We start from the raw sequence: 14,589 nt of genomic DNA on the forward strand, positions 1-14,589 counted from the left end.
GATTCTCTCGTGCCAAGACACAATTTAGTTACATAGATTGGATAATAGGTAAGAAAATTATCAAAGGATTGGGAATAGGCAATAGGCAATAGGCAATAGGCAACAGTTATTCTCTCCTTGTCCCCTTGTCTCCTTGTCCCCCACTCCCTCACTCCCTCACTCAGCACTCCCCCACTCTCCACTCCCCATGACTAATCAACGCTTTTATCATATTGGCTTTGGGCAGAATGATTTGGGTGTATCACCTCCTGTATTAGCATTATTGTCTGGTGATCCTGAACGGGCGCGTTTAATTGCTGATAGTTATTTGCAGAATGTCCAGTTGTTATCGGAAAATCGGGGACTTAACAGCTATTTGGGATACTTACCTAATGGATGTCCTGTTTTATCTGCTACTAGTGGTATGGGTGCGCCTTCTTTGAGTATTGTGGTGAATGAGTTGATGCAAGTGGGGATTAGGCAAATTATTCGCATTGGCACTTGTGGTTCCATTCAACCGCACATTCCCGTCGGTAGTATTGTGATTAGTAATGCAGCGTTGTGTCGTCAAGGTGCAGCTAACGATATTGCGCCTGTAGAGTATCCGGCGGCGGCTGATCCTTTTCTCACTGTAGCTTTGGTGAAAGCAGCGCGAGAATTAGCGGTGGATTATTATCTGGGGATTACCGCATCAGTAGATACTTTTTATGAGGGACAAGAACGTACAGATTCTGCTAACCCAAATTTAATGCGATCGCTCCAAGGAATTACGGCAGAATATAGACGGTTAAATATCCTCAACTATGAAATGGAGTGCGGTACGCTATTTAAAATGGCTGGAGTTTACGGATTTGCGGCGGCTGCGGTTTGTGGTGTAGTTGCACAACGCACCGTTACAGAGGAAATTATTGTCTCTCAAACAGATGTGGCTGTAAAAAATGCGATCGCTACGGCTGTATATGCAGCAGGATTACAGGCTTTAGCTTAGAGATTTTTTGCATCTCAGTAGTTTTATCTAGACTTCATTCAATCTTTAATTTATTTGTCGTTGAATCTATGTAATATATACTTAAGCAAGCAAAATCACCCACTATATATAATTACTAAAAATCATTGATTAATCACCAGCAAATAGTATAGACAAGTTCTAAATTTTAGAAAAAGCTTTTTTCTAAATAATCAAAAGATTTTCCAGGATATTTGGTAAATATTTCCTGGAAAGATACAGAAAATTTGAGAATAAATATTATGAATAATTTTGGAACACATAAGATTAGCAAAAATCATCTAACTTGGATCACAATAATATCAACCCTATTTTGTCTTACCTTACCTTACAGTGTGAAAGCGGAAGATCCAGGCGAATGTTTTATGGTCAATAACTCCGGTAGAACCATCGCCTTGAGAAAACTGTGTGGTGATAAAACAATATCGCCACAGAGAAGCAATAAAGTTTTTCGAGTTCCCATCAAACGCCGCCTTGGCAGAACTCCAGTAATTGAAGTGACTTTCAACGAGAAAAAAACCTTTGAAATGATTTTGGATACAGGCGCAAATAATAGCCTAATTCCCCTAGAAGTTGCAATGGCATTACAACTCAAGCCTACAGGTTTTCTGCAAGCACAAATTGCCGATGGTAGCCAAGTACAGTTTCCCATTAGTAAGATTAAATCCATGACAGCAGGTGGAGCCATAGCCAAAAATATCGAAGTAGCAATTGCTCCCAAAGCCGCCATTGGATTACTAGGACATGACTTTTTCGGTAACTACGACATCAAGATTTTAGAAAAAGAAGTGGAATTTTATCTGCGGTAATTATCTAGAATTCAGGAGTCAGGAGTCAGCATGAATTGGAGTCTGATATCTTGCACCTAGCCCTAGCGATTAGAAATCGCACGCGACTTGCGACAATGGGGTGAACCCCGACGACACTTGCTTCAATGGGGGGAACCCCCACAACGCAGTGTCTCCACAACGCAGTGGCTTGACTATACAAACAAAGTCTGCCTTTTCTTTGGAACGCTACGCGAACTCGGACTAACGTAAAATCAAGCTTTTAACCCACGTAGGCGGGTTTTGTCTGTGTAGCTGCGACTTCTAGTCGCCTGCTAAATCTTGTTACACAGGTTGCTGTTCTCGGTGAGAATATAGCTGATCACAGTATAATGCCCAGGCTACACCAAATAAACCACTCAGAGAAGCGGCGATCGCTGCTGTGAAACCCCATCCCAAAGGCCCAGTCCAATTCGTAATTTCTTTTAAAATTGCTGTACTGGCTTTACTAACTACATATGCTGTGCCTGTGGCACTAATTGTAACTAAACCCAACTCTGCCAGTATCTCTAATAGTCCCTTGCTTGATAACTCTTCTTCAAAATAAATCTTCCAGATGCTTGTATACATGAGAATATCCGAGGCTGTGAGGATTAACTGTTTAGGTATTTCTCCTCCTGGTGTTGGTGCGGCTGAAGCTGTACCGCTACCGATAGAATAAGTAGCGATCGCTAAAACAGTATCTAATCTTTTTTTACCTAAGTTACTCATATACAAGATATTTTAGTTATCACGACTAGAATATAAGATGGTCTTGGTTTAATTATAAAAATAAAGCAAATTTACTAACCTTTAGGACGTAACATTTCGCCTACAGTTATGACACATTCAGGAAAAGCCAGAGGTGAAATGGTCAATTCTTCTGAGAGAATCATTTCACTTTGATAGCCTGCTGACGTTGGTAAGCGATAAACATGAAGCTTTCTTTGAGTTACATCTAACACCAAATAATCGATAATACCTGCGATCGCATACATTGGTGCTTTCACTTCTCGATCATATCTATAGCTAGTGTCGGCTACCTCAATAATTAAGAATACCTCTGATGGCGTGGGATGATGGTCATCATAATCTAGCAGGTTGGGCATGACTACAGCTATATCTAGTTCTGGTTCAGAATAATCATTCAGTTGGATGGGAGACTGCAACCGCAATAAAACCTTGTCACCTAAACGCTCTCGTAATAACCTATCAGCACGAGTAATAGCCGATTCATGTGCTGTTCCTTTAGCTGACATTTGGATTATTTGCCCTGCAATTAATTCCACCCTTTCACCTGGGTGAAAAATCCGCGCTTCCGCCATGCGGTGATAATCTTGCACTGTTAACAGGCGAATATCTAAAACCATATCACGGCTGATGTATTTTTGTAGAGTGGGAGAGCGATCGCCTACAGCAGACATCTGTACTATGGGACTCTCACCCCAATTTTAATCATATTTTTGACAATATCTGGTAGTAGATTAAACCCGACTGTTTGTCTAAGTCGGGTTTAATCTATATATTGAAACTAAATGCAAAAACGGAGAGGGAGGGATTCGAACCCTCGTTGAAGTCACCCCCAAACAGACTTTCCAGGTCTGCGCCTTCAACCACTCGGCCACCTCTCCAGAGGTCACGATTTACCATCTTACTCTACAACTCCAGAAAATGCAAAGATGATAGAGAAAGATTTTTTTAGTTTTGTTCTCAACGTCTCAAAATCAAAGCAAGATGTCCGATATACACACGATTACAGTACGCGATCGCTCCACTGGCAAAGAGTACACTCTACAAGTACCAGAAGACCGATATATCCTACACACCGCCGAACATCAAGGAGTAGATTTGCCCTTTTCCTGTCGCAATGGGGCTTGTACCACTTGCGCTGTCAGGGTAATATCGGGAGATATTTATCAACCAGAGGCAGTAGGATTATCCCTAGAATTGCGTCGTCAAGGTTATGCTTTGTTATGCGTTAGTTATGCCCGTTCTGACTTGGAAGTAGAAACACAAGACGAAGACGAAGTTTACGAACTCCAGTTTGGGCGCTATTTTGCTAAAGGAAGAGTGAAAGCTGGTTTGCCTTTAGATGAAGATTAATAGTTTTGGTATGAGGTATTGGGGATTGGTGATTGGGGATTGGGTATGGGGATTAAGAACGATTGCCTTGTCTGTTATTTCCTGCATCTCTTTCCCCCTTTGGCTAAGGAAAATCGCCTTACTAGCTTGCTTACTACTGCTGGTAGCGTGTCAAGCCAAAAATCCTAATGCGAATAATCAGGCACAAGTGCAGGTAGCGCGGGTGGTGAGTGGGCAAACTTTGGAAGTTGTAGGTATGGCTGAACGACCAAATTTGATTTCCCAAGTGCGGTTAATTGGCGTTGATGCGCCTGATTTACGCCAGCGTCCTTGGGGGGATCAGGCTAAGGAATTTTTGGAACAATCTATTGGCGATTTAGATAAACCGGTAGTTTTGGAGTTTGATTTGCAGACAAAAGACAAAATAGATCGAACCTTGGCTTATGTGTGGAAAGATGGTGAATTATTGAATGAACAAGTGGTGAAACAAGGGTATGCTTTGTTTGTAGAGCGATCGCCTAACCACAAATACGATCAACGTCTAGAACGCGCTCAACAATGGGCAAGAATCATGGGACAAGGTATCTGGAACCCAGAAAAACCCATGCGCCAAACTCCGGCTGAGTTTCGCAGACTAAATCGGTAAGTGCTGAGTGCTGAGTGCTGTTAGCGGTAGCGGGGCGTTTAGCCCGTGCTGAGTGAGGGAGTGAGGGAGTGAGGGAGTGAGAGAGTGAGGGAGTGAAGGAGTAAGAATTGCTAATGACTAATGACTAATGACTATTGACTATTGACCATTGACTATTGACTATTGACTATTGACCAATGACTAACTTAAAAACTTTTCTCGATATTGCGACAGAAGCGGCGCTGGCTGCGGGTGGTGTTTTACAGGGTTATTTGGGGAAGTTGGAAGATGCTGTTACAGAAAAAGGCCGTCCAGGTGATTTAGTTACCGCAGCTGATAAGGCTTCAGAAGCGGTGATTTTAGAAATTTTACAGCGTCATTTTCCTCAACACTCTATTTTGGCAGAAGAATCGGGGAAACTAGGGAATCAAGATAATGAATATCTGTGGGCAATAGATCCCTTGGATGGAACGACCAACTATGCTCACCAATATCCTGCTTTTTGTGTGTCTATTGGGTTGTTAGTTGCTGGTGTACCACAAGTAGGGGTAATTTATGACCCTTTTCATAATGAGTTATTTCAGGCTGCTGCTAGTTTGGGTGCAACACGCAATCGTCGCCCCATAAATGTTTCTGATACATCTGAATTAAGCAAAAGCTTATTGGTGACAGGCTTTGCTTACGATCGCCGCGAAACATCAGATAATAATTATGCAGAATTTTGTCACCTGACTCATCTGACTCAAGGTGTTCGCCGTAGTGGTTCCGCCGCTTTGGATTTGGCTTATGTCGCTTGTGGGCGTGTTGATGGTTACTGGGAACGGGGGATATCACCGTGGGATATTGTGGCTGGGGTAATTTTGTTACAAGAAGCCGGAGGGAAAGTCACAGCTTACGATGGTACTCCTTTAAAAATTGCTTCTGGGAGAATTCTCGCAACTAATGGTTATATTCACAACAACCTTAGTCAAGCATTAATGCAAGTACCACCACTATCGGCTTGGGAATAAATAATTCGTAAACCACTGGAAATCATACAGTCAAGTTGTACGCCTAAGCAATACGTAGAAAAAGTCAAATACTTAATTATAAGTTCAGGAAAATTACGTAGAAAGATAAATAACTCTTTTCTAGCTTATGCTTTCTAGTCCATGCCTGTGCCTTCTAGCTTAATTAAATAAAGATTAGTCAAAGAGTAGCAAATAATCGCTGTAACCTACTGACGTTTACCCAATCAAGCGCAGTAAACTAGAACAAATCTTACGGCTCTTTTGGTGCAAAACTGCTATATGTCTTTAAGAATAGATCGTGGACTATTTAAATATGATTTCATAGACCATCACGCAATCTTGTGTGTATCAGTGGATGCGGATGTGAAAGAAATTCGCAAACGATATCTGAAAATTGCTCGCCACTTGCATCCCGATAGCAGTGCTATTAAAACGGATAACGAAAAAAAACTAGCTAGCGAATTATTATCCAAGTTGGTTAACCCAGCCTATGAAACCTTATCTGGAGAACGTACTCGCAATGAGTACATCATAGTTTTGTCTCAAATAGGTAAGCGTCTAGTACAAGAAGCAGCTTCCATAGAATTAGTGACTGACTTAGGCAAGCAGCTAGCATCAGCACCGAATGTTGATCTTTTATATAAAAGTGCGATCGCCAAAATTGCCGAAACTCAATATGAATCTTTACAACAGTCAATTCACGTCATTGCTCAAGTAAGTGAGTTGAATTTAGTCTACCTGATGCGGAATGCAGGTAAAGCGTTTGCTACATCAGCAGCTAAACCCCCAGTCAACTCCAGTACACCAAAATCCGATACAGCCGCCGCGCCACCACCAGAACCACCAAAAGAAGACTCATCTATTGAACAGTATTTACGTCGCGCGCAAAGTTTGATTGAGAAAAACCAATTTGCTCCAGCCGAGGTAGAGTTAAAAGATGCCCTGAAGATAGCGCCTAAAAGCAGCCGTTGTCACAGTTTGCTGGCATTTGTTTATTTGCGGCAAAATCAACTCAAAATGGCAAAAATTCATTTTGATAATGCGTTAAAATTAGACCCCAAAGATGAAACAGCATTGGCATGGAAACCTAAAATAGATAAGGCTTTAGGTAAACAATCTAGTAGTCCTAATGTCAATTCACCTCCTGGTACTGGTAATAAACAACCAGACAAATCTGGAGGCGGTTTATTTGGTGGTTTGTTTGGTGGGAAGAAAAAATAATGGTGTATCAACCAGCATCGGGAGCCAGAGATTTATTACCTCTCGATGTCGCACAAAAACGCTGGATTGAAGATAGATTACAGCAGGTGTTTCATCGTTGGGGTTATCACAGAATCATTACCTCAACGTTGGAACGCATGGATACCCTGATGGCGGGGGAAGCAATTCAACGCCAGATGGTAATTCAACTGCAAAATTCCGGAGATGAAGAATTAGGATTGCGCCCAGAGTTAACAGCTTCCATCGCTCGTGCTGTTGTTACGCGCATGGGAAATCTCACTTACCCGCAACGACTGTATTACAATGCCAACGTCTTCCGGCGCATCTGGGAAAACAGACACAATCGCCAACAGGAGTTTTATCAAGCTGGGGTTGAGTTGTTAGGTGTAGGGGGATTGTTAGCTAATGCAGAAGTTTTACTATTAGTAAAAAGTTGTTTAGCCGCATTAGATTTACCAGACTGGCATTTAATTTTAGGCGAAGCGGGGATCACCCGATCGCTCTTAAATGCTTTTCCGACGAATTTACGTGCTAAAGTGCGGAGTGCGATCGCTCATCTTGACCGCGTAACAATAGATAACTTACCCTTAAGCGAAGAACTGCGCCAACGTGCCAAAATCATGCTGGATTTGCGCGGAACCAGCGCTGATGTCTTGCAAAAAGTCAGTAGTCTAGATTTAGATCCAGAACAACAAGCCGCAGTCAATGACCTCAAATCGCTAGTAGAGTTACTAGAATCAGGTGAGAAATTCCCCATAATTCTCGACCTCAGCCTCATTCAAACCATAGACTACTACACCGGTATCGTCTTTGAAATTGTCAGCCATAGCGAGTCACAAACAAGGGTTTTAGGGCGTGGCGGTCGCTATGATCAACTATTGGGACTCTATCATCCCCAAGGAGAAAATATTCCGGGGATTGGATTTGTGCTAAATATCGAAGACTTATACCAAGTTCTCTTATCTACACAGCAGTTACCACAAGCAACCCCAGCTAGTAATTGGCTAGTAGTTCCAGAAAAACCAAGCGCCTATGCTGCGGCTTTTGCTTATGCCCAAAAATTGCGTGAATCTACTCATTTAGTCAGAGTAGAAATAGACTTGGGTGGCAAAGATACACTAGCTATTAAACAATACGCACGCGATCGCGGTATCGCTCAAATCGCCTGGATTAAAACCACAGCCTCACCCACAATTGAAACCATTACTCAATAATCCCAAATCAATTGAGTGAGAGAGTGCTGAGTGAGGGAGTGCTGAGTGCTGAGTGCTGAGTAATGGGTAATGGGTAATGGGTAAGAGTTTTACCAATGACCAATGACTATTGACCAATGACTATTGACTATTGACCAATGACTATTGACTATTGACTTTAAAGAGAGGGAATCAAGAATATGTCACACACCATTGTTACCGAAGTTTGTGAAGGTATCGCTGATTGCGTCAGTGCTTGTCCAGTGGCTTGTATTCATGAAGGCCCTGGTAAAAACGTCAAGGGAACTGATTGGTACTGGATCGACTTTGATACTTGTATCGATTGTGGTATTTGTATCCAAGTATGCCCCATAGAAGGTGCGATCGTTCCAGAGGAAAGACCCGATTTACAAAAAACACCCTAATTCTCATTTCATACTTAAAATATGTAAGTAAACAGGCATCTGATTGATTTCAGCATTGCCTGTTTTTTTGCGGAAAAATTTGAGAGTACCCACTTTTGGCGCTAGTTCTCTAAAAAATCGGGCAATTATAATGAGAATATAGAAAAACACTAAGGTTAAAGCAGGTGTAGATATGATGGAGGCTATTTTTTGGAGTGTAGAGGAAGTTGCCCAAAGAGCCAAACAATTTTACGAACATGGGATTCGCCAACAAGTTGAGCATGGTGATAATATTGGCAAAATGATTGTGATTGATGCTGAAACAGGCGAATATGGAATTGACAAAAGTGGTGTTGAATCAGCATTAAGCCTAAAGCAGAAAAATCCCAATGCTAGATTATTTACTATGCGAATTGGTTATGATGTTGCTGTCAGTTTTGGTAATGCTCCTATGCTGCGTACAATTGAATGATTTACGGAAGATTGATTGACCGCAAAGCAATAGTTCCAGTGATTTTTCGTTTACATGGACAACCAGATTTTTCTGTGGATTTTGTCATCGATACTGGATTCAACGACTATCTGACCCTACCAGCACAAGCCGTCAATGCGATGAATCTTCCTTTATATTCAAGCATACTTGCCAGATTGGCAGACGGTAGTGAAGCTTTACTAGCTATACATTTAGCAACTATTGTTTGGGACAATGTAGAAAAAGTAGTCCCTATTTTAGCTTCTGGTTATAAGCCCTTACTGGGAACTGCAATGATAGAAGGATATCATCTTGAGATAGATTTTGAAGAAAATGGTTTGGTTTCCTTGGAAAAAATACCATCTCCAATGCTATAGATTATTAATAGATTTGTTTCAAGTCATTGCATCGCTCTTCCAGAGACAGAACTGATTGGTACTGACTTGGCTTTGATACTTGTATCGATTGTGGCATTCGTATATAAATATGCTCAGGAGAAAATGCGATTTTTACGCCGACTTACTTAATTACTGGAAAAATTATCTAGAGACCAAACCCTAAAGTTTTTATAGTGGATTGATTTACCACTTATACCTTCTTTTGCTATTAAAAAAATATCCCCTTGATTCGTGAATCCTGAAACATCAAAGGTTTCAATGTACATATCATTGACAAAAAATTTAGCTTTTTGATCCTTGACAACTAAACTTAATTTATTTTTGCTGCCATCGGCAACATTGAGATTTGATAATTCGCCGTTTGAATATCTGCTAGTTCCACCAAAACGCCATTCTTTTACCTTGGAAGCAACCCATACATCAAATGATTTGCGTCGCGGATCGTTCAGCTGATCACTGGTATTTTCTTGAAATGCAAAACCATAAGTCCAATTATCTACTGCACCGTCATAGGGGTTATCAAATTCAGCTTCAACAATAAAATTACGCAGTGTAAGACCTGTAGGTTTAACTCGTACTACTCTTTCTTGATACTCTCCTATATTGCCTTTATTAGTCTCAGACCAAACAAGTACGGCTTTCTGCTTGAGTGCTTGATACTCGACTAATTGCGGTGGCTTTTCAAAATATTTATTATAAGTGGGATATCCTGCTAAAGCAATGAGGATAATTGCACCACCTACAAGTAGATTTTTGTTAACGTTACCGATTTTTGTCAACAATGATTCAGGCTTAGATCCATCTGGTTGATTATGGTAATTGACTCCGGATTCAGGAACTGAACTATGTACAGGAGAATTTGACTGCGCTACTGTTTGATTATTCGGAGAATTCTGTTCAAAGTATTGATAACAATTTAGCTTTACTGCAATTTCTTCTAAGATAGATTTATGAGTTGATTTATTAAATATAGGCAATAACTCCCGGCAACAAAGCTTACAAAGAGCTTCTTTATCGCCAATTTCATTTAAATATCCAATGAGGAGGAGAAAAAAGTCAGAATCCGAAGAATTTCTTAAAAATGAGAGTCGTTTGGGGTCAATGCCAATGCTAGAACATAGTGCTTCTCGTGTTCTTGATTGTTGACTACGCAGCAAAAGGTTGATTAAGCTATCTATGTCAGAGTCATTTAAAAAATTTTGTTGAGACATCCTTTTAACCTCTCACATGATGAGAATTTAGTTTTGATTTAATTGTTTCTAAATCAGCCGCATATTTCCCTTGTTTAAACACAGATTCAAGTTCCTGGCAGATTTTTCCCAGAGCTTGTTTATTATCTACACTGTGCAGATAGCTAATTAGCTCTAAGGCAAAGTCAGCATCGGTTGATTGCCTTAAAAATCCCAGTTGATTTGATTCAATACCAATTTTTATACACAGCGCTTTTCGTGCTGAATATTCTGCACGGCCACTACGTATTAGGAGTTCTGTAAGTATTTCTCTATCGGAGTCGTTTAGTTCTTCAGATGCAGGTTCGTTTGCGACTGGAGGCTGTTCTTCACTGGAAACAGTCTTTTCCATATTTGGCTTCTTCTTGAGAATGGGGGTTAGTTGCTCTGGGACACCTGCTAACCGAATTGCAGCACAACCTAATTTGTGGGCAAACTCAACAGTTCTTCCTGCTCCTAAAGCATCGTAAAAACCGACAGCAAATTCAATTGCTGCTTTATCAGCGATCGCTTTTTTCATGCCAATGACATAATTAATATGTTGAGCGATCGCATCTGCTTGCACTTCCGAATAACAGCCATTAAGCACAACACACTCAACTTGCTCGGCAAATAGGGCAAACAGTCCCGCTAAGGCTTCTCCATCGACTAGCTTTGGCAAGCCTGTTTCATCTTCAAATACCAAACCCTCATCCCCAGTTCCATGTCCTGAAAAATGAACAATAGCAGGATTGATATCCAGCATAGCGCGTTGGATGTCCCTTGGTCGCACGGCAAACATTGACTGGACAACGAACTGATCCCGGTTTTTGGCTCGATGTAATCCTTCTGCAATATCTCGCACCTCTTGATCTAAGCGTAGTTGTGAAGTGCCTTGAGGATTTGCTGTCAAAATTAAGATTGTTTGCATCGTTTTGGCTATGGAATCGCTTCTTCAAGTCATCTGTAATGCTAATATACATTTCTTAATATTCGGTATTTATCTACGTAATTCTTACCAAATCTACAAATGTAAAAATAGCGATTACGTAAAAATACTAATGAAAAGCTGCCACTACTCTCAATACAGTTCGGTTAATGTCATTGCCAGCATTCGCAATGACTGTATTTTTACTCGTCTACTGAAAAACTTTGTTTGTTTAACCGAACCGTATTGCTACAACTTTAACTCAAAGCAGCGATCGCCCTCTCAACAAACACTCTATCGTGTATATGTACTTAGGTAGTCTAATGCAATACCATAGCATTATGAGTGATAGCACCATCAGTACTGCTCTATTGATTTGACCTGTCAGCAGATTAATATTCTTGTGAGAAGTTCTGGAATCTAATACTACAGTTGGTTCATCCGCCAATACTCAGCTATTTAGTAATTCATAGACAACTATAATGCCCAATTGATATAGCTTTTATCTCTTTTACTACTTTCTGATTACCATCCATTATTTTAAATTAAATATAAAAAGAGTATGAAATATTTCTAATTTTATTGTAAAGGTTCAAAAATTAATTTATCAAGTATCCTCAATATTAACTAAGCTAGTTTCACAGTAAGATTAGTAGAAATCCTTACACACCAAAATTCATGATATTTACAACCGATGAAAAAGCTAAGTATTTTACCTAGTGTTCGCTTATTTGCGTTTGGTTTAACTTATGCAGCTATTAACTGGGTATTAACATCAAGTGCTACTGCTGCAACTTTAGACTTAACATTTACACAGATAGGAACTATTAATATCAGTCCTAATAACAATGCCGGCACAGGTGTATATCGAGCTAAAATTTCTGACATTGACTTTGATATCACAGCGATTAAAGTGATTGATATTTTAGGGCAAGGCGGTACTCCAGGTAAGTTTAGTGGCTTTGATTTAGATGCTATTAAAATCAGTGATAGCTTGATTACTAACGCTGAAGACGTTAAAAGATTGTCAGATTCAAATGTATTTGATTTTACGCCCAATGGAACTAAGCTGACCGCCGGAACCATGCGCGCTACAACCAGGGCTAACTTTAGAGGTAATAATTTATTTGGTACTAAAGATGGTAATGTTGACAATAGCATTGCCAGACTGCAAAGCTTTGATGCTGTAGCTGAAACAAACCAAAATGCTGCCGGATTTGTGAGTTTAGGTGATGGTGGAGAGATTTTATTTCAACTCACCCAAAGAGTAGCAGTACCCAAACCTAGTTCAATATACGTTTACATCGCAGAAGTAGGTAACAATGGCGAAAGAGCAAGAGGTCAAGTCACTTTGATTGGTAAACGCACCAGAGTTCCAGAACCTACTAGTTTATTAGCTCTACCTTTGATAGGAATTTATTTGCTCAAACGTATGAGTCAGGTAAATAAAACTGTATAAGGCGTATAATTTATAATTAAATTTTTATAAAACATAGGTGTTGAGCCTATGTTTTATAGTATGTAAGAGTTAAAAATAATATGTCAGGTTCAACACAAGATATTGCTCCTCTGTTAGAAGCTCAAAATGTTCACGCTGGATACATCAAAGATGTAGATATATTACAAGGTGTCAATTTTCGAGTTGAACCAGGAGAATTAGTTACAGTCATCGGCCCTAATGGGGCGGGTAAGTCCACCTTAGCAAAAACGATTTTTGGACTTTTGACACCCCATACAGGCGCAATTACTTTCAAAGGTGAGAATATCGCCGGATTAAAATCAAATCAAATTGTCCGGCGGGGGATGTGCTATGTACCACAAATTGCGAATGTGTTTCCTTCCCTCAGTGTAGAAGAAAATTTAGAAATGGGGGCTTTTATTCGTAATGATTCCCTCCAGCCATTGAAAGACAAAATATTTGCCATGTTTCCTAGATTAAGCGATCGCCGTCGTCAACGTGCCGGTACTCTCTCCGGCGGAGAACGCCAAATGTTAGCGATGGGCAAAGCTTTAATGCTAGAACCAAGTTTACTCTTGCTAGATGAACCATCTGCGGCTTTATCCCCGATTTTAGTCACACAAGTATTTGAGCAGATTAAACAAATCAACCAAAGTGGAACAGCCATTGTCTTAGTGGAACAAAATGCCCGTAAAGCTTTGGAAATGGCAGATCGTGGCTATGTGCTAGAATCTGGACGCGACGCAATCTCCGGACCCGGACAAGATTTATTAAATGATCCCAAAGTAGCCGAGTTGTACTTGGGCGCAGGGAAAAGACATTGAGTGCTGAGTGCTATTCGCCCTTGGCGTTCCCGAAGGGTGTGCTGAGTGCTGAGGGAGGGAGTAGTAAGTAATGGGTAATGGGTAAGAGTTTTACCAATGACTAATGACTATTGACTAATGACTAATGACTATTGACCAATGACCAATAATTAAATAACCCTAAAACCGTGTGCAAAGGTACTCTTGCACCTTGATTAATTTTGATATCGTCCTGACAACGACAAAATTTTTGTCAGGTGGTGAATGTCTAAAATCAATGGATTTATTGGGCGGCGGAATTTTTTATGGTTAGCGGGTACAGCAGGGTTAGCGATCGCTACTACTGCTGTTAGTGGTAGTCTCATTAGTAGTGCTGATGATAAACCCAGCAACCTTAATCCAGTAAATCCCCAACAGGCATTAAAACTATTACTGGATGGTAATCAAAGATTTATCAATAAACAACCCAAACATCCTCATCAATCATCAGTACATCTAGAATTAGTGGCAAAAACGCAATATCCTTTTGCAGCTATCTTAGGTTGTGCCGACTCTAGAGTACCTGCAGAAATTATTTTTGATCAAGGACTTGGGGATTTATTTTCTGTTCGAGTCGCAGGTAATATTGCCAGTGACATTGCTATTGGCAGTTTGGAATATGCAACATCTGTGTTGGGTACACAGTTAATTGTTGTTTTAGGTCATAGAAGATGTGGTGCTGTTGCCGCAGCTATGAAAGATGAATTACTCCCAGGTAAAATTAGCTCTATTGTTGAGAATATTAAACCAGCACTATCCAACATAAAATCAACTAAAGACATTGAAGAAGCCGCAGTTATTGCTAACATTCAATACCAAGCAGCAATATTACAAGAAAAATCTCCGATTTTGGCGCAACTTATAGATCAAGGCAAACTGAAAATTGTTGAAGCCTGCTACGATATTGACACAGGTAAGGTTTCTATCATTGCATATAGCAATGCAATTTGATTACT

General features: G+C 40.3%; 17 protein-coding genes and 1 tRNA gene. 13 read left to right on the plus strand and 5 right to left on the minus strand.

Annotation, left to right across the window (positions count from 1 at the left end; translation table 11 throughout):
* The first annotated feature begins 187 nt into the window (after positions 1–187).
* Both FD725_RS25780 and FD725_RS25785 read left to right on the plus strand, forming a co-directional pair.
* Entirely contained in the window at positions 188–967 is a 780-nt protein-coding gene (locus FD725_RS25780; protein WP_179050772.1) for a nucleoside phosphorylase, read from the plus strand.
* A 383-nt stretch (positions 968–1,350) separates the two neighbouring features.
* Positions 1,351–1,794, plus strand: coding sequence for a TIGR02281 family clan AA aspartic protease (locus FD725_RS25785; RefSeq protein WP_372726694.1), 444 nt, complete (start codon positions 1,351–1,353; stop codon positions 1,792–1,794).
* Positions 1,795–2,097: 303 nt separating this feature from the next.
* Here the strand turns inward: FD725_RS25785 and FD725_RS25790 are convergent, their stop codons facing one another.
* From FD725_RS25790 to FD725_RS25800, 3 genes are all read right to left on the minus strand, one after another.
* Entirely contained in the window at positions 2,098–2,523 is a 426-nt protein-coding gene (locus tag FD725_RS25790) for a hypothetical protein (RefSeq protein WP_179050774.1), read from the minus strand.
* A gap of 74 nt (positions 2,524–2,597) precedes the next feature.
* On the minus strand, positions 2,598–3,215 hold the full coding sequence (locus tag FD725_RS25795; protein WP_256871760.1) for a Uma2 family endonuclease: 618 nt from the start codon (positions 3,213–3,215) through the stop codon (positions 2,598–2,600).
* 120 nt (positions 3,216–3,335) lie between these two features.
* Positions 3,336–3,422 (minus strand) — tRNA-Ser (locus FD725_RS25800).
* A 103-nt stretch (positions 3,423–3,525) separates the two neighbouring features.
* Here FD725_RS25800 and FD725_RS25805 point away from each other — a divergent pair.
* The 8 genes from FD725_RS25805 (at position 3,526) to FD725_RS25840 (ending at position 9,175) form a co-directional block, all read left to right on the plus strand.
* Positions 3,526–3,894: a 2Fe-2S iron-sulfur cluster-binding protein gene (locus FD725_RS25805; protein ID WP_179050775.1), complete on the plus strand. Its 369-nt coding sequence runs from the start codon at positions 3,526–3,528 to the stop codon at positions 3,892–3,894.
* Positions 3,884–4,519: a thermonuclease family protein gene (locus FD725_RS25810; RefSeq protein ID WP_256871761.1), complete on the plus strand. Its 636-nt coding sequence runs from the start codon at positions 3,884–3,886 to the stop codon at positions 4,517–4,519. The genes FD725_RS25805 and FD725_RS25810 overlap by 11 nt, the downstream gene beginning before the upstream one ends.
* 176 nt (positions 4,520–4,695) lie before the next feature.
* Positions 4,696–5,508 carry an inositol monophosphatase family protein gene (locus tag FD725_RS25815; protein ID WP_179050776.1) on the plus strand — a complete coding sequence of 271 codons (813 nt, stop codon included), beginning with the start codon at positions 4,696–4,698 and terminating at the stop codon, positions 5,506–5,508.
* 279 nt (positions 5,509–5,787) lie between these two features.
* The gene (locus tag FD725_RS25820) at positions 5,788–6,729 is read left to right on the plus strand and encodes a J domain-containing protein (RefSeq protein ID WP_179050777.1); all 942 of its coding nucleotides are present in this window, start codon (positions 5,788–5,790) and stop codon (positions 6,727–6,729) included.
* Positions 6,729–7,943, plus strand: a complete 1,215-nt coding sequence (locus FD725_RS25825; protein WP_179050778.1) for an ATP phosphoribosyltransferase regulatory subunit — start codon at positions 6,729–6,731, stop codon at positions 7,941–7,943. The genes FD725_RS25820 and FD725_RS25825 overlap by 1 nt, the downstream gene beginning before the upstream one ends.
* Before the next feature lie 179 nt (positions 7,944–8,122).
* Complete coding sequence (locus FD725_RS25830) at positions 8,123–8,347, plus strand: ferredoxin family protein (RefSeq protein ID WP_179050779.1); 225 nt, start codon at positions 8,123–8,125, stop codon at positions 8,345–8,347.
* A 175-nt stretch (positions 8,348–8,522) separates the two neighbouring features.
* Positions 8,523–8,798, plus strand: a complete 276-nt coding sequence (locus FD725_RS25835) for a hypothetical protein (protein ID WP_179051699.1) — start codon at positions 8,523–8,525, stop codon at positions 8,796–8,798.
* Positions 8,795–9,175 (plus strand): clan AA aspartic protease, encoded by a 381-nt coding sequence (locus tag FD725_RS25840; RefSeq protein WP_179050780.1) that lies wholly within the window; start codon positions 8,795–8,797, stop codon positions 9,173–9,175. Before FD725_RS25835 ends, FD725_RS25840 begins: the two co-directional genes overlap by 4 nt.
* A 146-nt stretch (positions 9,176–9,321) precedes the next feature.
* Here FD725_RS25840 and FD725_RS25845 read toward each other — a convergent pair whose 3' ends face one another.
* Positions 9,322–10,407, minus strand: coding sequence for a hypothetical protein (locus FD725_RS25845; RefSeq protein WP_179050781.1), 1,086 nt, complete (start codon positions 10,405–10,407; stop codon positions 9,322–9,324).
* 4 nt (positions 10,408–10,411) lie between these two features.
* Positions 10,412–11,335, minus strand: coding sequence for a CHAT domain-containing protein (locus FD725_RS25850; protein ID WP_179050782.1), 924 nt, complete (start codon positions 11,333–11,335; stop codon positions 10,412–10,414).
* Between the two features lie 691 nt (positions 11,336–12,026).
* Between FD725_RS25850 and FD725_RS25855 the strand changes: the two genes are divergently transcribed.
* The 3 genes from FD725_RS25855 to FD725_RS25865 all read left to right on the plus strand — a co-directional run bounded on the left by FD725_RS25855 (position 12,027) and on the right by FD725_RS25865 (position 14,584).
* The gene (locus FD725_RS25855; protein WP_179050783.1) at positions 12,027–12,791 is read left to right on the plus strand and encodes a PEP-CTERM sorting domain-containing protein; all 765 of its coding nucleotides are present in this window, start codon (positions 12,027–12,029) and stop codon (positions 12,789–12,791) included.
* A gap of 80 nt (positions 12,792–12,871) precedes the next feature.
* The gene (locus FD725_RS25860) at positions 12,872–13,615 is read left to right on the plus strand and encodes an ABC transporter ATP-binding protein (protein WP_179050784.1); all 744 of its coding nucleotides are present in this window, start codon (positions 12,872–12,874) and stop codon (positions 13,613–13,615) included.
* A gap of 243 nt (positions 13,616–13,858) precedes the next feature.
* Positions 13,859–14,584 (plus strand): carbonic anhydrase, encoded by a 726-nt coding sequence (locus FD725_RS25865; protein ID WP_179050785.1) that lies wholly within the window; start codon positions 13,859–13,861, stop codon positions 14,582–14,584.
* Positions 14,585–14,589 lie beyond the last annotated feature (5 nt).

Origin of the sequence: Nostoc sp. TCL26-01 (genome assembly GCF_013393945.1) — a bacterium.
In the GTDB taxonomy this organism is placed as follows: Bacteria; Cyanobacteriota; Cyanobacteriia; order Cyanobacteriales; family Nostocaceae; genus Trichormus.